Source organism: Streptomyces sp. NBC_01622, assembly GCF_045209635.1.
GTDB lineage: Bacteria > Actinomycetota > Actinomycetes > Streptomycetales > Streptomycetaceae > Streptomyces.
Window position 1 is genome coordinate 402783 of record NZ_CP109293.1, and the last position, 21276, is coordinate 424058.

At 71.0% G+C, this 21276-nt stretch carries 19 protein-coding genes and 1 pseudogene; 14 read left to right on the forward strand and 6 right to left on the reverse strand.

Annotated features, from left to right (window positions below; genetic code table 11):
• Nucleotides 1-73 precede the first annotated feature (73 nt).
• Together OH768_RS01810 and pepN are read left to right on the forward strand one after the other, a co-directional pair.
• On the forward strand, nucleotides 74-823 hold the full coding sequence (locus OH768_RS01810) for an IclR family transcriptional regulator (RefSeq protein WP_406449286.1): 750 nt from the start codon (nucleotides 74-76) through the stop codon (nucleotides 821-823).
• A gap of 266 nt (nucleotides 824-1089) precedes the next feature.
• Nucleotides 1090-3522, forward strand: a complete 2433-nt coding sequence (pepN, locus tag OH768_RS01815) for an aminopeptidase N (protein WP_406449288.1) — start codon at nucleotides 1090-1092, stop codon at nucleotides 3520-3522.
• A gap of 47 nt (nucleotides 3523-3569) precedes the next feature.
• On the opposite strand, the gene OH768_RS01820 is transcribed toward pepN, so the two are convergent.
• Nucleotides 3570-5717, reverse strand: coding sequence for an MMPL family transporter (locus tag OH768_RS01820; protein WP_406449290.1), 2148 nt, complete (start codon nucleotides 5715-5717; stop codon nucleotides 3570-3572).
• A gap of 201 nt (nucleotides 5718-5918) precedes the next feature.
• Here OH768_RS01820 and OH768_RS01825 point away from each other — a divergent pair, with 201 nt between their 5' ends.
• From OH768_RS01825 to OH768_RS01875, 11 genes are all read left to right on the forward strand, one after another.
• Nucleotides 5919-6410 (forward strand): hypothetical protein, encoded by a 492-nt coding sequence (locus OH768_RS01825; RefSeq protein WP_406449292.1) that lies wholly within the window; start codon nucleotides 5919-5921, stop codon nucleotides 6408-6410.
• Between the two features lie 144 nt (nucleotides 6411-6554).
• A complete protein-coding gene (locus OH768_RS01830; protein ID WP_406449294.1) occupies nucleotides 6555-6860 on the forward strand; it encodes an MSMEG_0570 family nitrogen starvation response protein in 306 nt (101 codons plus the stop codon).
• Nucleotides 6857-8173 carry an MSMEG_0569 family flavin-dependent oxidoreductase gene (locus OH768_RS01835; RefSeq protein WP_406449296.1) on the forward strand — a complete coding sequence of 439 codons (1317 nt, stop codon included), beginning with the start codon at nucleotides 6857-6859 and terminating at the stop codon, nucleotides 8171-8173. Before OH768_RS01830 ends, OH768_RS01835 begins: the two co-directional genes overlap by 4 nt.
• A gap of 14 nt (nucleotides 8174-8187) precedes the next feature.
• Complete coding sequence (locus OH768_RS01840) at nucleotides 8188-9003, forward strand: amidohydrolase family protein (RefSeq protein ID WP_406449298.1); 816 nt, start codon at nucleotides 8188-8190, stop codon at nucleotides 9001-9003.
• A 42-nt stretch (nucleotides 9004-9045) separates the two neighbouring features.
• Nucleotides 9046-9567, forward strand: a complete 522-nt coding sequence (locus tag OH768_RS01845; RefSeq protein ID WP_406449300.1) for an MSMEG_0572/Sll0783 family nitrogen starvation response protein — start codon at nucleotides 9046-9048, stop codon at nucleotides 9565-9567.
• A gap of 10 nt (nucleotides 9568-9577) precedes the next feature.
• The gene (locus OH768_RS01850) at nucleotides 9578-10660 is read left to right on the forward strand and encodes an MSMEG_0568 family radical SAM protein (RefSeq protein WP_406449302.1); all 1083 of its coding nucleotides are present in this window, start codon (nucleotides 9578-9580) and stop codon (nucleotides 10658-10660) included.
• 5 nt (nucleotides 10661-10665) lie between these two features.
• Nucleotides 10666-12096 (forward strand): MSMEG_0567/sll0787 family protein, encoded by a 1431-nt coding sequence (locus OH768_RS01855; RefSeq protein WP_406465103.1) that lies wholly within the window; start codon nucleotides 10666-10668, stop codon nucleotides 12094-12096.
• Nucleotides 12093-12944: a carbon-nitrogen hydrolase family protein gene (locus tag OH768_RS01860; RefSeq protein ID WP_406449304.1), complete on the forward strand. Its 852-nt coding sequence runs from the start codon at nucleotides 12093-12095 to the stop codon at nucleotides 12942-12944. Before OH768_RS01855 ends, OH768_RS01860 begins: the two co-directional genes overlap by 4 nt.
• Complete coding sequence (locus OH768_RS01865; RefSeq protein ID WP_406449306.1) at nucleotides 12941-13777, forward strand: carbon-nitrogen hydrolase family protein; 837 nt, start codon at nucleotides 12941-12943, stop codon at nucleotides 13775-13777. Before OH768_RS01860 ends, OH768_RS01865 begins: the two co-directional genes overlap by 4 nt.
• Nucleotides 13774-14859: an MSMEG_0565 family glycosyltransferase gene (locus tag OH768_RS01870; RefSeq protein WP_406449308.1), complete on the forward strand. Its 1086-nt coding sequence runs from the start codon at nucleotides 13774-13776 to the stop codon at nucleotides 14857-14859. Before OH768_RS01865 ends, OH768_RS01870 begins: the two co-directional genes overlap by 4 nt.
• A 66-nt stretch (nucleotides 14860-14925) precedes the next feature.
• Entirely contained in the window at nucleotides 14926-16101 is a 1176-nt protein-coding gene (locus tag OH768_RS01875) for a flavin-dependent monooxygenase (RefSeq protein ID WP_406449310.1), read from the forward strand.
• 4 nt (nucleotides 16102-16105) lie between these two features.
• Here the strand turns inward: OH768_RS01875 and OH768_RS01880 are convergent, their stop codons facing one another.
• Nucleotides 16106-16627, reverse strand: coding sequence for an AAA family ATPase (locus OH768_RS01880; protein ID WP_406449312.1), 522 nt, complete (start codon nucleotides 16625-16627; stop codon nucleotides 16106-16108).
• A 56-nt stretch (nucleotides 16628-16683) separates the two neighbouring features.
• Here OH768_RS01880 and OH768_RS01885 point away from each other — a divergent pair.
• Nucleotides 16684-17190, forward strand: a pseudogene (locus OH768_RS01885) (ADP-ribosylglycohydrolase family protein); the annotation flags it as partial.
• A 53-nt stretch (nucleotides 17191-17243) separates the two neighbouring features.
• Here the strand turns inward: OH768_RS01885 and OH768_RS01890 are convergent.
• The 4 genes from OH768_RS01890 to OH768_RS01905 are packed head-to-tail and all read right to left on the reverse strand — an operon-like array spanning nucleotide 17244 to nucleotide 20994.
• On the reverse strand, nucleotides 17244-17852 hold the full coding sequence (locus OH768_RS01890) for a hypothetical protein (RefSeq protein ID WP_406449314.1): 609 nt from the start codon (nucleotides 17850-17852) through the stop codon (nucleotides 17244-17246).
• 3 nt (nucleotides 17853-17855) lie between these two features.
• Nucleotides 17856-18728, reverse strand: coding sequence for a carbohydrate ABC transporter permease (locus OH768_RS01895; RefSeq protein WP_406449316.1), 873 nt, complete (start codon nucleotides 18726-18728; stop codon nucleotides 17856-17858).
• Nucleotides 18728-19678 carry a carbohydrate ABC transporter permease gene (locus tag OH768_RS01900; RefSeq protein ID WP_406449318.1) on the reverse strand — a complete coding sequence of 317 codons (951 nt, stop codon included), beginning with the start codon at nucleotides 19676-19678 and terminating at the stop codon, nucleotides 18728-18730. Before OH768_RS01900 ends, OH768_RS01895 begins: the two co-directional genes overlap by 1 nt.
• Complete coding sequence (locus OH768_RS01905; RefSeq protein ID WP_406449320.1) at nucleotides 19675-20994, reverse strand: ABC transporter substrate-binding protein; 1320 nt, start codon at nucleotides 20992-20994, stop codon at nucleotides 19675-19677. Before OH768_RS01905 ends, OH768_RS01900 begins: the two co-directional genes overlap by 4 nt.
• Between the last annotated feature and the right edge of the window lie 282 nt (nucleotides 20995-21276).

Below are 21276 nucleotides of genomic sequence, written 5' to 3' on the forward strand. Positions count from 1 at the left end.
CACCACGGCAGGGCCGTCGCCTGGCGGCTGCGCAACAGGCAAACGGGGGCGAGAAGTGATCACAGGGGAAGTGATGGCACCTGGGACACGGGTGCCGGTACGGCGGCCGGAGGCGTTACCGGCCGCCACGGGAAGCGTCGGCGGAAGGAGCGTGCTGGAGGGCGCGTTCGCGTTGCTGGAGGCGGTGGAGCTGGCCGTGGAGGCGGGGCCGACCAGGCTGGCGTCCGACTGCGGGCTGCCCAAGACGACCGCGTACCGGCTGCTGGAGCAACTGGCGGACCTGGGCGCGGTCGAGCGGTGCGGGGGGAGCTACCGGGTGGGCCGGCGGATGTTCCGCCTCGGGCGGGCCTGGCAGCCGCATCCCCGGCTGCGCGCCGCGGCTCGGGAACCGATGCGCCGGCTGGCGAAGCTCACGGGGACGACGGTGGGGGTCGCCGTGCTGTGGAAGGGCGAGACGCTGATGGTCGAGTGGTGTCCCGACGACATCGAACAGCTCGATCCGCTGCAGACCCGGATGACCTGGCCGTGGTTCACCGCCGCGGGCAAGGTCCTGGTGGCCACTGCCGTCCCGGCACCGCTGCTGGGGCCGCTTCCCGCGTCCTGGGCGCGGGACGCCGCCGCGATACGGGAGCGGGGTGTGGCGTTCGACCGGGAGGAAGTGGTGGACGGGGTGTGCTGTGCGGCGGTTCCACTGTTCGGCTCGGGCGTCACGCCCCTGGCGGCACTGTGCGTGCTCACCGATCCGGCACACCACTTGGAGCGGCTCGCCGAGACCGCCCGCCGTACCGCCCGGGTGATCGGCACGGGCCTGCGGGGGCGGTGACACGGCGGAGTCGGCGGCGGGTCCGGCGCTCGTGCGGGGATGAGCACCGGCCACGCCGACGGCCCCGTCCGCGAGTACGCCGGGCGCCCGGGCGGGAGCGAGCACCCGGCGTACCGGTCCGCGTGGGCGATCGCACCACGGTCGCCGGTACACCGCCGTCGCCGTCGCACAACGGTCGCCGGTGCGTCCGTGGGGCGCCGAAAACCCTGCGCCGCCCGGCGATCTCCGTCATAGGCTGACGGCCGCTGTCTGCCGAGGGAGGACGCATGGGGATCCGAAGCCTGACCCGCACCGAAGCCGAGCTCCGGGCCGCGCTGATCGCGGTCGAGCGGTACGACGTGGACGTCGATCTGACCGCGCTGCCCGACGGGCCGGAGGTCCGCTCCGTCTCCACCGTGGCGTTCACCTGCCGTGAGCCGGGCGCGGCGACCTTCGTGGACTGCGCGGCCCGGGTGCTGAGCGCGACGCTGAACGGTGTCGAGGTCGGCTCCGGCGAGGACGGGCGGATTCAACTCCCGCGTCTCGCCGCGCACAACGTGCTGCGCGTGGAGAGCGTGCAGGCCGACACCACCACCGGGGAGGGCGTGCACCGGGCGACGGACCCCGGTGACGGCGAGGTGTACGTGTGGATGAGTTTCGAACCGGACGAGGCCCGCTTCGTGTGGGCCTGCTTCGACCAGCCCGACCTCAAGGCGCCGCACGCCTTCACCGTCACGGCCCCGGCGGCATGGACCGTCACCAGCAATTCCGGTGACGCGAGCGTGGAGGAGTTGGGCGCGGCCCGCCGGTGGACCTTCCCGGACACCCCACCCCTGTCGACGTACAACACGGTCATCGACGCGGGCCCCTTCCACGAGGTCCGCCGCGAGGTGGACGGCCACAACCTGGGCCTGTACGCCCGCCGTTCGCTCGCCGAGGTCCTCGAACGGGACGCCGACGAGATGTTCACCCTCACCCGCCAGGGCCTCGCCTTCTACGCCGAGGCCTTCGCGATGCCGTTCCCGCAGCGCAGGTACGACCAGGTGTTCGTGCCGGAGTTCGGCGGGGCGATGGAGAACTACGGCTGTGTGACGTGGTCGGACGCGTTCCTGCGGCGGGCCGCGCCGACTCCCGCCGAACACGGGCTGCTGGCAAGGGTGTTGCTGCACGAGATGGCGCACATGTGGTTCGGCAACATCGTCACCATGCGCTGGTGGGACGACCTCTGGCTGAACGAGGCGTTCGCGGAGTTCGCCTGTCACTGGGCCGCCGAGCGCGCGACCCGGCACACCGACGCGTGGGCGAGCCATCTGATGACCGGCAAGATCCGCGCGTATCTGTCCGACCAGGGCCCCGCCTCGCACCCGATCCACCAGCCCATCCACGACGTCGCCCAGGCCGCGTCGATCTTCGACAACATCACCTATCCCAAGGGCGCTTCCGTCCTCCAGCAGCTCAGGACGTACGTCGGCGAAGAACACTTCAGGACCGGCATGGCCGCCTACTTCGCCCGCCACGCGTGGGGCAACACCACGCTCCAGGACCTGATCGACTCCCTGTCCGAGGCCAGTGGCCGCGACCTGGACACCTGGCGCACCGCCTGGCTGTCGACCGCGGGCACCGACCGCTTCTCGCTGGAGCGCGACGGCGACACCCTCACGCTGGTGGCCGACGGCAGCCCGCGTCCCCAGGTGCTGGCGGTGGGCGCGTACGGGGAGAACGGCGACGCGCTGGAACGCCAGGCTCTGGTGCGGGTCGAGGTGACTCAGACCCGGACCCCGGTGACCGGACTCCCGTCCGCCGCCGTGCTGTTGATCAACGACGACGACCTGACCTTCGCCACGACCCGCCCGGACCCCGCCACCAGGGACGCTCTCTTCCGTACGGCGGCGCGGTTGCCGACGGCGATCTCGCGGGGCGTGGCCGCGGCCACCGTGTGGGACATGCTCACGACCGGCGAGGCCACGGCGGCGGAGGCGGGGCGGAGCCTCACCGCGCTGCTGGTGGCCGAGACGTCCGACGCGGTGATCGAGCCGTATCTGACGCTCGCCGCGGACATCGCGGAACTGTGGGCGCCACCCGCCGAGCGGACCGCGCTGTCGGCGGCGGTGGCGGCGGCCTGCCTCCGGCTCGCCGACGACCCCGGCCGCCGTCAGGTCGCGCTGCGCGGGCTCGCCCGGACCGCGACGACCAGGGACGATCTCGACCGGCTCCGCGAGCGGGCCGGTGCCGACGTGGACCTGCACTGGCGTGCGCTGGTCCGCGATGCGGAACTGGGCGGCGACGTCACCTCCGAGTCGGAGCTCCTGCTCGCCCGTGACCCGGACCCCGACGCCTGGACCCGCGCCCTCACCGTCCGGGCCGCGCTGCCCGACGCCGCCGCGAAGGCGGAGGTCTGGCAGCGGCTGGCCGTGGACCGTACCGTCCCCATCAACTCGGTGGGCCTGGTGGCGGCGGCCTTCTGGCGCCCGCGCCAGGACGCACTGCTGGCTCCCTACGCCGAGCGCTATCTGGAGACGATCCCGAAACTGCACCAGGGAGGAATGCTCCACGCGATGGGCTACACGCACCGCCTCTTCCCGTTGCACGCCATCGACCCGGCGTACATCGAGCAGGCCCGGCAGGCGTCCCAGGAAGCGGTGCCGGTGGTCCGCACCACGCTCCTGGAGCGCTCGGACGAGGTGAGCCGCATGCTCCGCGCACGGGCCGGCGGCGCCTGACCCCCAACCGGTCGGCCGGGCAACCGAGTTACAGCGCCCCCAAAGGGTCAGCTCGCGGGTGGCGTCGGCTCGGGTGCCGGCCGTTCCGGGTGCGGGGAGGACGGCTCTACGCGCAGCGGGCCGGCCGCCCAGGCGGGCAGGTGCCAGTTCCAGCCGCCGAAGAGGGAGACCAGGGACGGCACGAGCAGCATCCGCACGATGGTCGCGTCCAGCAGGATGCCGATGCCGAGGCCGGTCGCCAGGGTCTTGAGGTCGGTGCCCGGTCCCGAGGCGAGTGCGGCGAAGGCGAGGAAGAGGATGAGTGCAGCGCTGGTGACGAGGCGGCCGGTACGGCCGATGCCCTCGACCACCGCCTCGTCGGTGGAGAGGCCCGCGTCGTACTCCTCCCGGATGCGGGAGAGGATGAACACCTCGTAGTCCATGGACAGCCCGAACAGGAACGCGAAGATCATGATCGGGATCCAGAACGTGACGGCCCCGGTGGCCGCGATGCCGAAGATCGCGTTGGAACCGTGGCCGTCCTGCCAGAAGAGGACCATCAGCCCAAGGGTCGCCGCCAGTGAGATCAGGTTCAGCAGCACCGCCTTCAGCGGCAGCAGCAGGGAGCGGAAGGCGCGCACGAGCAGGACGTACGTCAGCAGCGCGATGATCGTGAGCATCAGCGGGAAGTTGCCGTAGACGGCGTGCAGGAAGTCGATCTGGGCCGCGCCGACCCCGGCGACGCCGACGGCCCCGGGGAGATGCTCGGTGGCGGTCTTGACCCGTCGGACCGCGTCGACGCTCTGCGAGTTCACCGTCTCGGTGTCGGGGATGACGACGACGATGCTCTGTCCGCCCCGGTTGGCCGCGGGCCCGGTCGGCACGAACACACTGCTCACGCCGTCGACCTTGGCGAGCGCGGCGGCGACGGGTTTGACCTGGTCCGTGCTGACCAGTACCTCCATCGGGGTGAGCGCGCCGGTCGGGACGCCGCCGCGTTCCAGGGTCTGCAGGGTGTCGTAGGCCGGGCCCTTCTTGGCCAGTGACTCCGAGGAGGCGAGGCCGATCTTGATGCCGGCGAAGACGCCGACGAGGGCCGCGAGGGCGGCCAGCGCGGCGCCGGCGGCGATCCAGCGGCGCCGTACGACGGCGGCGGTCCAGCGGCTCCAGAAGCGGCTCGCCCGGTTCTCGTGCCGGATCTTGGGCCAGTCGACCTTTGGTCCGATGCCGCCGAGGATCGCGGGGGTCAGGGTGAGCGTCGTCAGCACGCTCGCGAGCGGGATGAGCGCACCGCCGTAGCCCATGCTGCGCAGGAACGGGACGGGCAGGACGACCAGGGAGAGCAGGCCGATGGCGACCGTGACGCCGCTGAACACGATGGCGTGTCCGGCGTGCTGCATCGCGACGACGACCGCGTCGTGGTTGTCCCGGCCGCGGTCGCGCTCCTCGCGCCAGCGGGTGACGAAGAGAAGCGAGTAGTCGATCGCGACGCCCAGGCCGATGAGGGCGACCAGGAACTGCACGATGAACGACACGTCGGTGGCGTAGGTGAGCGGCAGCAGCATCACGAAGGTCGCGAGGATCGACACCGCGGCCACCAGCAGCGGCAGCAGGGCCAGGAAGGACGCGAACACGAAGGCGAGGACGGCGAGTGCGCCGACGGCGCCGAGGAGGGTCTCGCCGAGTACTCCGGGGCCGCCCCCGTCGTCGCCGCCGGAGGCGAGCGGGTCCTCGCCCGTCACGCCGACCTTCGCGCCGGCCGGCACGGCCTTTTCGGCGGCCGCCTTGATCGGGTCGGTCAGCAGGGTCTGGCTGGGTGACGGGTTGAACCGGTAGAAGACCAGCGCGTAGGCGGTGCGGTCGTCCTTCGTCCGGAAGGCCTTGTCGCCGGTGTTCGCCTCGTCGATCACCCGCAGTCCCGGTGCGGCCGTGCCGGCGGCGGTGAACACGCGCCCCACGTCCGACTCGTGGCCGGTGACGGTCTGCCCGGCCGGCAGGGTGACCGCCACGAGATACGGATTGGTGTCGCCGCCGCTGCCGAAGGCCTTCTCGATCTTGTGCGCGGTCACGGTGCCGGGCTGGCCGGGCAGGGAGAAGTCGATCGTCAGCCGGTCCGTGGTCCGGCCTGCCAGCGCTATGCCGGCGATCAGCACCAGACCCCAGAACGCCACGACCGCCTTGCGATGCCGCAGTACGAATTCGGCCCACCGTCGCATGCCGGACCTTCCCCGCCTCGTAGGTTGCGCGAGTCTAGCCCGCCGCCCCGTTCATCCGCTATCGCGATAATCCATCCGCTTTGACGGGATCCGGAAGCACAGAATCCGCGTTCGCGCACCTCGGGAAGAGAGCGCAGCACAGGGCTGTTTCAGCCTTCGGTACCGGATCAGCACCGGACTCCTGAGAACGGAGCAGTCAAGGTGAACGACACGTCGAAGGCCGACATACGGCAGGTGGCAGACACCCCGACTCCGCCGCCCGACGTACTGGAGCGGGCCCGGCGGCACCGGCGTCACACCCTGGAGCTGCTCACCGTCTGCGCCGTGGGGCTGGTCCCCTGGACGGTTCTGCTGGCGGTGACGCTGCCGTCCGCCTACGAGGTGCACCAGTGGCGGGTGACCTGGGTCGGGTTCGACGTCCTGCTCGTGCTCGCGATGGCGGCCACCGCGCTGCTCGGCTGGCGGCGGAACCGGGCGGTCATCGTGGCCGCGGTCTTCTCGGCGGTGCTGTTGATCTGCGACGCGTGGTTCGACGTGTCGCTGGCCTTCGGCACCTCGGACGTCTGGTCGGCGGCGGCCCTCGCGGTCTTCGCCGAACTGCCGCTGGCCGGCTATCTGATCCACCGGGTGACGGCGATGATCTCGCTCGCGCGCTGGCCGAACGTGGAAGCGGCCACCAGGCTCACCGAATAGCCGGTTTGCCTCCCGGGCAACGGTGAGTTCTTCGCAACGCCCCTTTGTTCCCGATGACTTCGTTCGGAAATCCACAGGGCTGAAGTTGGTCGCCATGGAGAGCGGCGAGGTGGCAAGACCTCGGCGCGCGGCATGGAGGATGTCATGCCCGAGATGTATTTCGACGTGCGCTGGCCCGACGGTCCGACCCAGCGCTGCTATTCACCCTCCACGACAGTCGAGGACTACTTCGTTCCGGGCGCCGAATACGAGCTCGCGGAATTCGTGGAACGCAGCCGTACGGCACTCGGTATCGCCGGGGAGCGGGTGCGGGAGAAGTTCGGCTTCCACTGCACCGGCGCCTCCGGCCAACTCGCCCGTACAGAACGGACGGCCGCCGCGTACGGCGACGTCGACGGCACCAAGGTCACGGTCGAGGCGCTCCTGGGTGCCGACGGGAGTCCGCGATGAGCCCCGCGGCACGGCCGGCCGGCGCGCACTGTCCGGTGGCCGTGGTGGGTGGTGGTCAGGCGGGACTCTCCGTCAGCCACGAACTGCGTGAACGCGGTATCGACCACGTGGTCGTCGAGGCCCACCGGGTCGGGCACGAGTGGCGTGAGCGGCGCTGGGACTCCTTCTGTCTGGTGACCCCCAACTGGCAGTGCAGGCTGCCCGGTTACCCCTATCGGGGCGACGATCCCGACGGGTTCATGGTCCGCGAGGACATCGTGCGGTACCTGGAGGGCTACGTCGCCCACTTCCGGCCGCCGCTGGTCGAGGGCGTGACGGTCACCAGGCTGCGCCGCTCCCCCGGCGGAGTCTTCGAACTGTCCACCACCGAGGGGGACTTCACCGCCGACCAGGTGGTGATCGCGACCGGCCCCTACCACACCCCCTCCCTCCCCCCGATGGCCCAGCGGCTGCCCGGCTCCGTCACCCAGGTCCACTCCTCCCGCTACCGCAACGCGGCCCAACTCCCTCCGGGCGCCGTCCTGGTGGTCGGCAGCGGCCAGTCCGGCTGCCAGATCGCCGAGGACCTGCACCTCGCCGGACGCCAGGTGCACCTCGCCGTGGGCAGCGCACCTCGCGTGGCCCGTTTCTATCGCGGTCGTGACTGTGTGGCGTGGCTCGACGACATGGGCCACTACGCCAAGAGCATCGACGACTTCGACGACGCCGGCGCGGTCAGGATGCGCGTCAACCACTACGTCACCGGACGCGACGGAGGCCGCGACATCGACCTGCGTGCCTTCGCGCGCGACGGTATGCGGCTCTACGGCCGGCTGACCGAAGTCGGCGGTACGGCACTGGAGTTCGCCGACGACCTCAAGGTGAACCTCGACCACGCGGACGCCGTGGCCGAGGGCATCAAGGACGCCATCGACGCCCACATCACCGCCCATGGCATCGCGGCACCGGACGAGCCACGCTACGTACCCGTGTGGGAGCCGGACGGCCGGCCTCACGAACTCGACCTGGAGCAGGCCGGCATCACGTCCGTCGTCTGGTCGACCGGGTTCCGCCGCGACCACCGCTGGATCGAGGCACCGGTCTTCGACGGCCGCGGCTACCCGATGCACTGGCGCGGCGCCACCAGCGTCCCCGGCCTGTACTTCCTGGGCCTGCCCTGGCAGCACTCGTGGGGTTCGGGACGCTTCGAAGCGGTGGGCAGGGACGCGGAGTTCCTGGCGGACCACATCGACGCCTCGCGCCGCCTGGCCGACGTCTGCGGCACCCTCACCGGCGCCCCCACCGACCTCGCCTCCGCCCTCCCGATCGGCTGAGGGGACGGCACACCATGGTCTACGACGCGCACCGCCACATCGGTGTCCTGCCCGCTTGTCCCTTCTACGGCGGCCCGCCCGTCAACCCCGACACCACCGCCCGCGCCACGGTCAAGCAGCTCATCGCCGACCTGGACGCGGAGGGCACCGAACGCGCCCTGGTCATCCCCAACTACGGCGTGCCCGACCCCGCCATCGCCTTCTCCTTCAACGAGTTGGCCATCGAGGCCGCCCAGACCGACGACCGCGTCCGGGCCGGACTGTGGGTCTCCCCGCGTCCCGAGGACGAGCAACGAACCGCCCAGGCACTGGAGTTGGCGGGCGAGCGGGGCGTGAAGGCACTGAAGCTGAGCTTCCTGCTCGGCGGACGCCCGACCGACCCGGCCTGCCGCCCGCACCTCGACCGCATCTTCGCGGTGGCGGCCCGGCACGGGCTGGTGGTGCACGTCCACACCTCCCCCGGAGCCGCCTCCGACATCGACGAGGTCGGCCACCTGGTCGACTGGTACGCCGATCAGGTCCCCGTCCATCTCGTGCACTTCGGCGGCGGGATGAGCGGCCACATCAAGCTCGCCGGTTCCCGGTTCTTCGACTGGATCACCGCCGGCAAGCACGTCTACACCGACCTCTCCTGGGCCATCGGCTTCACTCCCCGCTGGCTGGCCAAGGAGATCGAGCGCCGCGGCATCGGCCACGACCGGGTGCTCTTCGCCAGCGACCAGCCGTGGGGCGACTTCACGGGCGAGTACGCCCGTCTCGCCGAAGCGACCGGCGGCGGCACACTCGGCGACCTGGTCTTCAAGGACACGTTCGCCTCGCTCTACGACTGACCGACCTCCCTCCCAAGTCCGGTAACGCACAAGGAGACAGCCATGCCCGAAACCGTCGAACTCAGCGAGATCGAGCAGAAGTCCCTCACCGAGATCCCCCACCCGTCTCTCCCCGAGGGCACCAGCATCTACGGCTCCACCAAGGTGTTCCCCGACTACAAGGCCGAGGACGGCGAGACGTACTTCACGCTCGTCCACGGCATCGCCCACGAGTCGTCGGTCTCGTTCGTCGCCGTCCTCCAGGCGACCCGCGCCCTGCGCAAGGGCTTCGAGACGGCCATCTACTTCTACGGCCCCGGCTCCCTCAACTGCCTTGCCACCCGCGGCTTCCCGACCACCGGCAACTCGGCCTTCCCCGGCGAGCACAACATCAACAACCAGCTCAAGACGTTCATCTCCGAGGGCGGCAAGGTCTTCTGCTGCCGCTTCGGCCTCTCCCTGCACGGCGCCCGCGAGGAGGACCTCATCGAAGGCGTCATCCCGACCCACCCGCTCGACGTCCAGGACGCGCTGATCCACTACGCCCGCAAGGGCGCCATCATCAACTCCACCTACCAGCTGTAAGGGGCGGGCCGTGAGCGTTGGCACCAACACAGCGGTGGACGTGCGGATCATGACCCGCGCCGAACTCGCCCTCCACGGAGTCCGGTTGGACGCTCCGGTGCGGCGGCCGGACGGCGCGGGACCGAGCGACGACGGTCATGTCCTCGTCGACGGTGCCAACGCCGCGCTGCCCACCAACCCCGACAGCCCCTACTCCGTACGGGACGGCAGGGTCTGGCTCGGCGAAGACGACACCGGCCTGACACTGTCCGCCGTGGACCGCCCGAAGTTCTACGACCTCACCACCGCCGACGGCATCCCCTACGAGCACATCGCCCGCCTGCACGGCGCCGACGTCCTCGCCACCACCGTCGTCCAGACCTGTATCCGCTACGCCGAGTCCGACCGCTGCCGCTTCTGCACCATCGAGGAGTCCCTGCGCGCGGGCGCGACCATCGCCGCCAAGACTCCGGCCCAGCTCGCCGAAGTCGCCGAGGCTGCCGTCCGGTTGGACGGCGTACGGCAGATGGTCATGACCACCGGCACGACGACCGGTCCGGACCGGGGTGCGCGCACTCTCGTCCGCTCCGTGCGCGCCGTCCTCGAAGCGGTCCCCGGGCTCCCCGTCCAGGTGCAGTGCGAACCGCCCGGCGACCTCGCCTGGATCCGCGCCCTGCACGAGGCCGGGGCCACCGCGATCGGCCTCCACGTGGAGTCCCTCGACGAGGACGTACGGCGGCGCTGGATGCCCGGCAAGTCGAGCGTCCCGACGGCCGAGTACGAGGCCGCCTGGGACGAGGCGGTGCGGGTCTTCGGACCGAACCGCGTCTCCACCTACCTGCTCGTCGGCCTCGGCGAGGATCCCGACGAACTCATCGCGGGCGCCGGAGAGTTGATAGACCGAGGGGTGTATCCCTTCGTCGTCCCCTTCCGTCCGATGCGCGGCACGCTCGCCGCCCGCGACGGGATCGAGCCGCCCGGTGCGGAACTCCTGCGGTATGTCACCGAGGGCGTCGCGGCCCGGCTGCGGGCGGCCGGGATGAGCGGGGCCGACCAGAAGGCGGGCTGCGCGGCCTGCGGCGCGTGCAGTGTGCTGCGCAGCGCGGGCGGGTGAACGCCATGTACCTCGACGGCTCGGCGGCACCGCTCGTGGCGGACGGGCCGGTGGACATCCTGGCCCTGCTCGGCGACCGCAGCACCCTCGCCCGCCGCCCCGCGTTCCACATCCAACAGGCCGCCGACAACACCGAGTTGACCGCCTACGGGCGGTTGCGCACCGACACCTTCGTCCGCGAGCAGGGACTCTTCACCGGCGACGACCTCGACGACCGTGACGCCGACACCCGTACCGTCGTGCTGGTCGCCAGGGCCCCGGACGGCACGGTGATCGGCGGGGTGCGGCTGGGCCCGGTCGACGACGGGCCCGACCTGGGCTGGTGGCAGGGCGGCCGGCTGGTCGTCGCCCGGAAGGAGCGCGGTCCGCACGGCATCGGCGCCGCACTGGTCCGGGCCGCCTGCGCACGGGCGGAGGCGGAGGGTGCGCTGCGGTTCGACGCGACCGTGCAGACCCGCAACGAGGTGCTGTTCCGGCGGCTCGGCTGGCGGTCCGTGCGCACCACGGAGGTCGCCCGCACCCCGCATGTCCTGATGCGGTGGCCCATCGGGCGAATAGCGGCCCAAGTCACCGTCACGAAGGCCGCGTTGGGCTCCCTGCTCGCGGAGCTGCCCGCGCCGTCCGGCTTCGTCGGCGACGACGGCGCGCCCGTCCCCGGCACCGATGTGATCGCCGCGTGCGACGCGATCGTGCCGTCGATGGTCGAGCGGGACCCCGAGTGGGCGGGCTGGTGCGCGGTCCTCGTGAACGTCAACGACCTTGCCGCGATGGGTGCTTCACCGGTCGGGCTGCTGGACGCGGTGGGAGCCCGCGATGCGGCGCACGCCGCCTCGATCCTCGGCGGCCTGACCCGGGCCGCGCGCGCCTACGGCGTCCCGGTGCTCGGCGGCCACACCCAACTCGGCGTCCCCGCCGCCCTGTCGGTGACCGCACTCGGCCGCACCGACCGGCCGGTACCGGGTGGCGGCGGGCGTCCCGGACATGCCGTACGGCTCACGGCCGACCTCGGCGGCGGCTGGCGCGCGGGCTACCGGGGCCGCCAGTGGGACTCGACCGCCCGTCGTCGTACGGACGAACTGCGCACGATGACAAGTGCGGTGGCCGCCGCACGACCGGCCGCCGCGAAGGACGTGTCGATGGCCGGGATCGCCGGCACGCTGGGGATGCTCGCCGAGGCGAGCGGCTGTGGGGCGGTGCTCGACGTGGCCGCCGTGCCCCGTCCGGCGGGGGCGTCGATGGGCGACTGGCTGACCTGTTTCCCGGGTTTCGCGATGCTCACCGCCGACGAGCCGCACGCGCCCCCGCTGCCCGCCGGGCCGGCGACTGGCGCTGTGTGCGGGGAGTTGACCGCCGGGCAAGGGGTCGGGCTGCGCTGGCCCGACGGAGAGATCACCGAGGCGGTCACCTCCACGGTGACCGGAATGGGGACGGCATGAGCACGCTGCGGATGGCGGCCGTGGCCGCCGAGTTCGGCCGCGACCTGGAGGAGGACTTCGCGATCGCCGAACGGCTGATCAAGGAGGCCCGGGAGCAGGGCGTGGGGCTCCTCGCCCTGCCGGAGGCGTGCCTGGGCGGATACCTGCTGAGCCTGGACGACGACAGCGCACTGGACGAAGGGCCGCCCGCGCTCGCCCTCGACGGCCCGGAGATCCGCCGACTGGCCGTCCTGGCCGGGGAGTTGACGGTCGTGGCGGGGTACTGCGAAGTCTCCGGGGACACCCGCTACAACAGCGTCGTCTGCGTCACCGGCGACGGCGTCCTCGGCAACCACCGCAAGGTCCACCAGCCGCTCAGCGAGGACGCCAGCTACTCGTCCGGCGACCGCTTCCACGCCTTCGACACCCCGGTCGGCCGGATCGGCATGATGATCTGCTACGACAAGGCGTTCCCCGAGTCGGCACGGGCGCTGGCCCTGGACGGTGCCCAGATCGGGGTGTGCGTGTCGGCCTGGCCGGGGGCGCGGACGAACGCGAGCGCGGATCTGGAGAAGGACCGCTGGAAGCGGCGTTTCGACCTGTTCGACCGGGCCCGCGCCCTGGAGAACCAGATCGTGTGGCTGTCCGCCAACCAGGCGGGTACGTTCGGGTCGCTACGCTTCGTCGGCAGTGCCAAGGTCGTCGACCCGGGCGGCGAGATCCTCGCCGACACGGGTGTGGCGTCCGGCATAGCCGTCGCCGAACTGGACGTCGCGCAGGCCCTGGAGACCGCCCGCCGGTCGATGGGGCACCTGCGCGACCGGCGGCCCGAGACCTATGGCCCAGCCCCGGGAGCAGTCACCGTATGAGCACCGTCCGGATCGCGGCCGCGGCCGCCCACTTCGGCCGCGACCTGGAGTTCGACCTCGCGCGCGTCGCCAAACTCATCGACGACGCCCGTGGCTCGGGCGCCGGACTGCTGGTGCTGCCCGACGCCGCCCTCGGCGGCTACCTCGCCGACCTGCGTCACCCCGACCCCGAGGCCCTGCCTCCGGCGCTCAAGCCGGACGACCCGCTGATCCTCCGGGTCGCCCGGCTGGCGGCGGAGATGGTGGTGTGCGTCGGCTACTGCGAGGACGGCGGGACCGAGCGCTACAACGCGGCCGTGTGCGTCAGCGGCGACGGCGTCCTCGGCCGGCACCGCAAGGTGCATCTCCCGGCGGGCGAGGTCGCCGCGTACACGGCGGGTGACCGCTTCGACGCCTTCGACACCCCGGTCGGCCGGCTCGGGATGCTCATCGACTACGACAAGACCTTCCCGGAGTCGGCGCGTTCGCTGGCCCTGGACGGCGCCGAGATCCTCGCCTGTCTGTCCGCCTGGCCCACCAGCATCACCAACCGGGCACCGCGCATGGCCCAGGACCGCCAGGCCCGGCTCTTCGACCTGTACGACCAGTCCCGCGCCGCGGAGAACCAGGTCGTCCTGGCCTCCTCCAACCAGACCGGCGCCATGGGCGGCATGCGCTTCCTGGGCCAGGCCAAGGTCGTCGGTCCCGGCGGTGACATCCTCGCCCGCACCTGGTCCAAGGCCGGTCTCGCCGTCGCCGAGATCGACGTCGCCGCCGAGACGGACCGCGCCCGCCGTGTCCTGCGGCACCTCGACGAGCGCCGCCCCGACGCCTACCGGGAGTCACGTCCGTGAAGATCGCCCTGCTCAGCTACTCGACCAGGCCGCGCGGCGGGGTCGTCCACACCCTCGCCCTCGCGGAGGCCCTCGCGGCACTGGGCGAGGACGTCACGGTGTGGACCCTGGGCCGGGGCGGCGACGCGGGCTTCTTCCGACCGGTGCACCCGGCGGTACGGCTCCAGGTCGTCCCGTTCCCGGACGGCCCACCAGAGGAATCCGTCGGCGCCCGCGTCCTGCGCTCCATCGCCACCCTCCGCACCGCCTTCGACCCCACCCCCTACGACATCGTCCACGCCCAGGACTGCATCAGCGCCAACGCGGCCGGCCGCTGCGTCCGCACGGTCCACCATCTCGACCACTTCACCACCCCCGAACTGGCCGCCTGCCACGAGCGGGCGATCGTCGAGCCGTACGCGCACCTGTGCGTGTCGGAGGCGGTCGCGCGGGAGCTGGCCGCGGGCTGGGGCATCGGGGCGCAGGTCATTCCCAACGGGGTGGCATACGACCGCTTCGCCGTCACCGACCCGGCCGCGCGGGCGAGTTGGCGCTCCCGTCTGGGCCCGTACGTCCTCACCGTGGGCGGCATCGAACCCCGCAAGGGCTCGCTGGACCTCCTGGAGGCCTACGCCCTGCTGCGCGCCGCGCGTCCCGACGTCCGGCTGGTGATCGCGGGTGGTGAGACCCTCTTCGACTACCGTGACTACCGGGCCGGTTGGGAGGCGCGTGCCGCCGAACTCGCCGTAGAACCGGTCGTGTTGGGGCAGGTCGCGGAGGACGGGTTGCCGTCGCTGGTCGCCGCGGCGGACGTGTTCGCCTTCCCGTCGCTCAAGGAGGGCTTCGGGCTCGCCGCGATGGAGGCGCTGGCGGCGGGGGTGCCGTTGGTCGTGCGGGATCTGCCCGTGCTGCGTGAGGTGTTCGGGGCCGCCGCGCGTTTCGCCGCCACGCCCGAGGAGTTGGCCACGGAACTCGGCAACGCCCTCGCCGTCGAGGACCTGGTGCGGCGGGCCGCCGGGCGGGAGATGGCCGCACGCCACACCTGGGACACCGCGGCCCGTGGCCATCTCGACTTCTACCGGTCCCTCAACTCTCCATGCTGAGCATGGGCGTTGACACCGTGTGCGATCCGCGTCACGGTGAGGGCCCGTAGCGCCCGGAGGTCGCCCATGGCTCCGCTCCCGTCCGATGCCGGACTCGTCGCACGCGTACGGGAGTTGCAACCTCTGCTCCGCGAACGCGCGTTGCGCACCGAGCAGGAGCGGCGGGTGTCGGCGGAGGTGGTGTCCGCGCTGACGGACGCCGGGGTGTACCGGATGAACGTCCCACGCCGGTACGGGGGTTACCAGAGCCGGTTGAGCACGCAGGTCGAGGTGCTGGGCGAGATCGCCGCCGGGTGCGGTTCGACGGGTTTCATGGCGCTGATCCAGGCGGGGTGTTCTTATATCGCCGCGCTGTTTCCGGACGAGGCGCAGGACGAGATCTTCACCGGTCCCGATGTGCGGGTCGGCGGCACGCTCATCCCGGACGCCGTCGCGGTGGCGACGGACGGCGGCTACGTCGTCAACGGCACCTCGGGCTTCGCCACCGGCTGCCAGAACGCCGACTGGCATCTGCTGACGGCCCGGGTCGAGTCCGACGGCGGTCCGCCCGAGGTGCTGTGGACGGCCGTACCGATGTCGGATCTGGAGATCCTCGACGACTGGTACGTGTCGGGGCTTGCGGGCAGCGGAAGCAACAGCGTTGTCGCCCGGGACGTGTTCGTGCCCGCGCACCGCATCCTGCCCGTGGGGCAGTTACTGGCCGGCGGCTTCCCCTCCAAAACCAACGCCGACGACCCCTTCTACCGGATGCCGGTCCTGATGCTGTTCTGCGCCTGGACGGCACCGAACGCGCTGGGCCTGGCCCGGGCGGCCCTCGCGGAGTTCACCGAACGCATCCACCGGCGGGGCATCACCTACACCTTCCACGAGCGGCAGTACGAGGCGGGCGTCACCCATCTCCAGGTCGCCGAGGCCGCGTTGAAGATCTCCTGCGCCGAACTGCTGACCCGCGAGTTCGTCGCCCGGATCGAGTCGGCGGCCGACAACGACGAACCGTACACACAGGCGGAACGCGCCAGGATCCGCGCGCAGAGCGGCTATACGACCCGGCTGTGCAAGGAGGCCGTGGACCTGATCGCGTCCGCGTCGGGCGCGTCCTCGCTGCACCGGGACGTCCCCGTCCAGCGCGCGGTACGCGACCTGCACGCGCTGAGCCTGCACTCCTTCGTCAACCCCAGCACCAACCTGGAGCTGTACGGCCGGGTCCTGTCCGGTCTCGACGCGGGCACGCCGTTCCTCTGAAGGCTCAGCCCAGGGACGCGAACCAGATCGCGGTGTCGCGGGGGTGGGCGAACCGGAGCGTGGTGAGCGGAGCGAAGCGCGGATTGTTCGTACGGCGCTCGATCTCGGCGCGTCTGCCCGCGTGCTGCGACCAGGCCCACCAGGCCGGGTGCTCGCGGCTCAACCACCCCGCCCAGGTCTCCCTGTTGCCGCCGAAGATGTGCTCGCGGGTGACCGTGCGCCGGAGGGAGCGGCGCAGGACGCGCGGCATGATCACACGTCGCCTGTAGTCCAGCCAGAGCACCGTGTCGGCCTTCTCCCAGAGCGGATCACGGACTTCGGGCGAGCCGATCGAGTCGACGATCCAGCGGGGTTCGGCGGTGAGCCGTAGAACGTCGTCGGTCAGGTGCTCGTTGACGGCCCAGCCGGGGCCGGTGAAGTACAGGGCGTCCATCTCGTGGTAGGGCACCTTCAGCCGCTCGCTCACAGCCCGGGCCAGCGTGGACTTGCCCGCACCCGTCGCCCCGACCACCAGGATCCGCTCCATCCCGGCACCTTAACTACGATGTGCGATGCCCGCCGATCATTAACGGGAGCCCCAGCATGAGCAGTCCGCAACACGCCCACGCCTCCCTGGACGGCCTGGTGACGGGCGACGCCTTCGGGGACAGCTGGTTCACCCGCTCCGACGAGCCGGCCGAGTCGTTGTGGGCCGCGCGCGAACTGCGGCCCGCGCCGTGGCTGTGGACGGACGACTCGGCGATGGCGTTCGTCCTGTTCGCGCATCTGGTGGCCCACGGGGAGGTTCAACCGGACGCGCCGGCAAGGGAGTTCGCCGTCGAGTACGAGCGGGAACCGGGGCGCAAGGGTGTTCGCGCCGAGGGAGGGGTCGAACAACTCCCCCTCGCCGGCCGGCAGCATCCCGGCCGTGGCGGCGCCCCGCAGAACGGTGCGCCAGGAGGTGGATCGAGGGGAGGTGAGGGGGCGGGTATGGCTGGGCCTGTCATCGTGACTCCCGCTTACGACGCCGGGGGCGAGGTACCGAGCACGGCCGAACGCGGGGTGAACACCCTCTGGTCGGCGGGTTCGGCTTTCAGGATGTGTGACATCACGTCAGGAGACAGGCATTCAACGAGTGATGCGCACATCGGGGCAGTGGCGCATCACCTGTTGCGTGTGGGTTCGGCACGGAGTTCTACGGCCGTGATCGCGAAGGCCAGCGGCCCGGGCAGCAGCAGGGCAAGAAGGGGCAGCATCCACAGGAACGCGACGCACAGACCGACCGCCACCGCGATCAGTGCGCAGCCCACCACATCGGCGAAGGAACGGGTGACGGCCCGGCGCAGAGCCGGACCCCAGCCGGCCGACACGTCCGGGTCGGCCGCGGCGCGTAGCGCGAGGACCAGGCCCGCCACCGCCAGACCAGTCAGCGCCCAGGACATCGGACCGGCCCCCGGAAGGCCCGCCCGTGCGAGGGCCAGGTCGAGGACGATCAAGGCCGGCGCGGCGAAGGCGGTCATGCCCGCCAGTACCGAGCGGCGCAGCCCGTGGGCGCGGAACTCAGCGACGTACTCGCCCAGTGTCACCGGACGGTCCTCGCGGATCGCCCGGCGCAGGACGGCGCAGGCCGCGGCGAGTGCCGTAGGGGCCGTGATGAGTGGGAGGGAGGCGACCGCCGCCGCCACGCCGATCGCGAGCATGTCGGCGAAGAGTGTGAAGCGGGGGCCGAACAGCTCGCCGGGTTCCCGGCGTTGGGATACGGGGGAACTCATGGCTCAGCCCTTCAGTCCGGAGGTCGCCATACCCTGCACCAGGTAGCGCTGGAAGGCGAAGAAGAACAGCACGATCGGCACGATCGAGATCACCGACATCGCGAACATCGGGCCGTAGGCGGAGGTGCTGGACTGGTCGACGAAGTTTCGCAGCGCCAGGGTGATCGTGAACTTCTCCGGGTCGAAGAGGTAGATCAGCTGAGTGAAGAAGTCGTTCCAGCTCCAGATGAAGGTGAAGATCGCGGTGGTGATCAGTGCCGGGCGGGTCAGCGGGAGGACGACCGACCAGAAGATCCGGAACGGTCCGCAGCCGTCGATGCGGGCGGCCTCGTCCAGTTCGCGGGGCAGGCCGCGCATGAACTGGACGATGAGGAAGACGAAGAACGCCTCCGTGGCAAGGAACTTGGGCAGGATCAGCGGCCAGTAGGTGTCCACCATGCCGAGCTTGTTGAAGATGATGTACTGCGGGATCAGCACCGCGTGGTGCGGCAGCATCATCGTCGCGATCATGAAGCCGAACATCGGGCCCCGCATACGGAACCGCAACCGGGCGAAGGCATAGGCGGCGAGTGAGCAGGACACCACGTTCCCGATCACCGAACCGACGCTGATCAGCAGGGAGTTGAGCAGGAGCCGGGTCACGGAGACACCGCTGATGCCGTCCAGGGCGGTGGTGTAGTTGGACCACTCGAAGTGGCTCGGCAGCAGTTTGAGGCTGGTGAGGACCTCGTTGGCCGGCTTCAGTGACGTGGCGAGCAGCCAGGCCAACGGGTAGAGCAGGACGAGGAGTACGGCCAGCAGTCCGACGTGTTTCGCGACGGCCGCGGTGCGGGTCCGGTTGGCGTTGGTCTTGAGGTTGGACACGGTCGTGGCCATCAGGCCCCCTCGTTGGCGTAGAAGACCCAGGAGCGCGAGGTCCGGAACAGGATGAGGGTGACCGCGCCGATGGCCAGCAGGAGGACCCAGGCCATGGCGGAGGCGTAGCCCATGTGCGAGGCGGAGAAGCCCCGTTCGTAGAGGTAGAGGGTGTAGAACTCGGTGGAGTCGGCCGGTCCGCCGTTGCCGCCGCTGATCGCGTAAGCCGGTGTGAAGACCTGGAAGGACTGGATGGTCTCCAGGACGAGGTTGAAGAAGACCACCGGGGACAGCATGGGCAGCGTCACCGACACGAACCGCCGCCACCGTCCGGCGCCGTCGAGTGCCGCGGCCTCGTACAGGTCGGCCGGGATCTGCTGCAGCCCCGCCAGGAAGATGACCATCGGGGCGCCGAACTGCCAGGCGGAGAGCAATGCGACGACGAACACCGCGAGATGGGGGTCGGACACCCAGCCGCCGGTGTGGATGCCGACGGAGGACAGCAGCTCGTCCACGGTGCCGCCGTCGTTGTAGAGCGCGCGCCACACCAGCGCGATCGACATGCTGGCGCCGAGGAGGGAGGGGGCGTAGAACGCCGAGCGGTAGAAGCCCTTGGCCCGGCGGGTGCCGCGGAGCAGCAGCGCGACGCCGAGTGCGAGGGCCAGTTTGAGCGGGACGGCGACCACGACGTACAGGAGCGTGGTGCCCACCGACCGCCAGTACCTCGGGTCGGCGGTGAACATGTCGGAGTAGTTGCGCAGTCCGACCCACTTGGGCGGGTCGAAGAGGTCGTAGTCGGTGAACGACAGATAGAGCGATACGGCCATGGGCGCGAGTGTCAGGAGGACGACTCCGAGGATCCACGGCGAGAGGAACACGTAGGCGGGGCCGCTGCGTTGGCCGCGTCCGCGGCGTTCGCGCGGTGCCTCGGGGGTGGTTGTCGCGGGGGGCCGGGTGGCTGTGGTGGTCATCGCAGCTCCCGCTTCGCCTCGGCCACGTACTCCTCGGCGGCTCCTCGCGGGCTCTGCATGCCGTAGGAGACCCGCTGGTAGTCGCGTTGGAAGGAGACCTGGAGGACGACGTCGCCGCGGGGCGGTGCCATGGGCGGGGCGTCCGTGCCGTAGGCGGCGATCGTGCGCCCGTAGTCGTAGACCTCCTTCTCCGGGCCGGTGAGGTCCTTGCCTATCGCCGCGGCTATTCGCTTGTTGGGAGGGGTGGAGCGGGTGACGCCGAGGATCTTGCCCGCGTCGGGGTCGTTGAGCAGGAAGTCGATCAACTCGGCGGCCTCCTTGGGGTGTTGGGTGCCCGCGCCGACGCCGATGAGCATGGTCGGCTTGAAGTACTGGCCCACCTTTCCGTCGGTGGTGGGTACGGGCGCGAAGTGGACGGAGTCACCGAGCAGCGGCGGATAGCCGAGGAAGGGGGCGTCCCAGTTGAAGTCGGTCGCGGCCAGTCCACGTCCCATCGGGGTGTCCTCGACGGCGCCGCCGATCTGGGCGGTGTCCCTGGCCTGTGAGACGACGCCCTGGCGGCGCAGCTTGTCGGTGAAGGTCCAGAACTCGGTCAGGTCGTCGGTGCTGAAGCCGAGCCGGCGCTGGGACACGTAGAGCTCCTTGCCCCTGCCGCGCAGCCAGGTCTCGAAGGCGTCCTCGTTCACGCCGAGGTCGGAAAGGCCGGTGTAGGCGTGCCCGTTGGGGCCCTTCATGCCGAGCGCGCTGATCCTGCGGCCCGCCGATGCCCAGTCGTCCCAGGTCCAGCCCGGCCGGGGCGTGGCCACGCCGGCCTTCTTGAAGACGGCCGCGTCGTAGACGATTCCGGTCGTTCCCTTGCCCATCGGGAGGGCGTACTGCCGGCCGCCGTAGACGCCGGTCCGGGTGAGGCCCTTGTCGAAGTCGGCTGTCCGGAGCGTGCCGTTCCTGAGGTAGGGGCCGAGGTCCAGGAGGGTGCCGCTGCCCGCGTACTGGGATATCTGCCGGTAGTCGAGCTGCGCCACGTCGGGGAGGTCGCCGCCCGCCGCCTGGGTGGCGAGCTTCTGCACATAGGCCGGGTAGCCGGCGAAGGAGGTGCGGACCGTGATGCCCGGGTGCCGTTTCTCGAAGAGGGCCACGGCGTCGTTGGTGCGCTGGGCCCGGTCGTCGTTCCCCCACCAGGCGAAGGTGAGGGTGACTTTCCCGCCGACCGCGGTGCTCCCTCCGCCGCCGTCGGAACAGCCGGCGAGCAACGGGGCGAACACGGCGCCCGCGGCGGCGCCGAGGAGATCTCGTCTCCGGATACTGGGTGGCGTCATGGCGATGCCTCCTGAGTGGGGCGTGGACATCGTTGTCTGAGATCAGGAGTTGGCGCCCGGTCCGGCGGAACGTGGGGGGACGGATTGCCGGGAGCGCGCCCCGTGAGGCCGTGCCGGATGAACGGCGGGGCATGGCAAGCGCTTTCGCCTGCAGAGAACCTAGGTTCCGTCCGTCCGGCGGGTCAACGGTGCTGCAGCACATATTTGTTCGGACATGGGGCGCGCATACGCCGGTCGGTACCCGTGCCCCAGGTCGGATTCGTCCTCAACTGCCTTACACGG

Coding starts and splice junctions, on each gene's coding strand:
- OH768_RS01810 (WP_406449286.1), top strand. CDS start 74: ATGGCACCTGGGACACGGGTGCCGGTACGGCGGCCGGAGGCGTTACCG.
- pepN (WP_406449288.1), top strand. CDS start 1,090: ATGGGGATCCGAAGCCTGACCCGCACCGAAGCCGAGCTCCGGGCCGCG.
- OH768_RS01820 (WP_406449290.1), bottom strand. CDS start 5,717: ATGCGACGGTGGGCCGAATTCGTACTGCGGCATCGCAAGGCGGTCGTG.
- OH768_RS01830 (WP_406449294.1), top strand. CDS start 6,555: ATGCCCGAGATGTATTTCGACGTGCGCTGGCCCGACGGTCCGACCCAG.
- OH768_RS01835 (WP_406449296.1), top strand. CDS start 6,857: ATGAGCCCCGCGGCACGGCCGGCCGGCGCGCACTGTCCGGTGGCCGTG.
- OH768_RS01840 (WP_406449298.1), top strand. CDS start 8,188: ATGGTCTACGACGCGCACCGCCACATCGGTGTCCTGCCCGCTTGTCCC.
- OH768_RS01845 (WP_406449300.1), top strand. CDS start 9,046: ATGCCCGAAACCGTCGAACTCAGCGAGATCGAGCAGAAGTCCCTCACC.
- OH768_RS01855 (WP_406465103.1), top strand. CDS start 10,666: ATGTACCTCGACGGCTCGGCGGCACCGCTCGTGGCGGACGGGCCGGTG.
- OH768_RS01860 (WP_406449304.1), top strand. CDS start 12,093: ATGAGCACGCTGCGGATGGCGGCCGTGGCCGCCGAGTTCGGCCGCGAC.
- OH768_RS01865 (WP_406449306.1), top strand. CDS start 12,941: ATGAGCACCGTCCGGATCGCGGCCGCGGCCGCCCACTTCGGCCGCGAC.
- OH768_RS01875 (WP_406449310.1), top strand. CDS start 14,926: ATGGCTCCGCTCCCGTCCGATGCCGGACTCGTCGCACGCGTACGGGAG.
- OH768_RS01880 (WP_406449312.1), bottom strand. CDS start 16,627: ATGGAGCGGATCCTGGTGGTCGGGGCGACGGGTGCGGGCAAGTCCACG.
- OH768_RS01890 (WP_406449314.1), bottom strand. CDS start 17,852: ATGAGTTCCCCCGTATCCCAACGCCGGGAACCCGGCGAGCTGTTCGGC.
- OH768_RS01895 (WP_406449316.1), bottom strand. CDS start 18,728: ATGGCCACGACCGTGTCCAACCTCAAGACCAACGCCAACCGGACCCGC.
- OH768_RS01900 (WP_406449318.1), bottom strand. CDS start 19,678: ATGACCACCACAGCCACCCGGCCCCCCGCGACAACCACCCCCGAGGCA.
- OH768_RS01905 (WP_406449320.1), bottom strand. CDS start 20,994: ATGACGCCACCCAGTATCCGGAGACGAGATCTCCTCGGCGCCGCCGCG.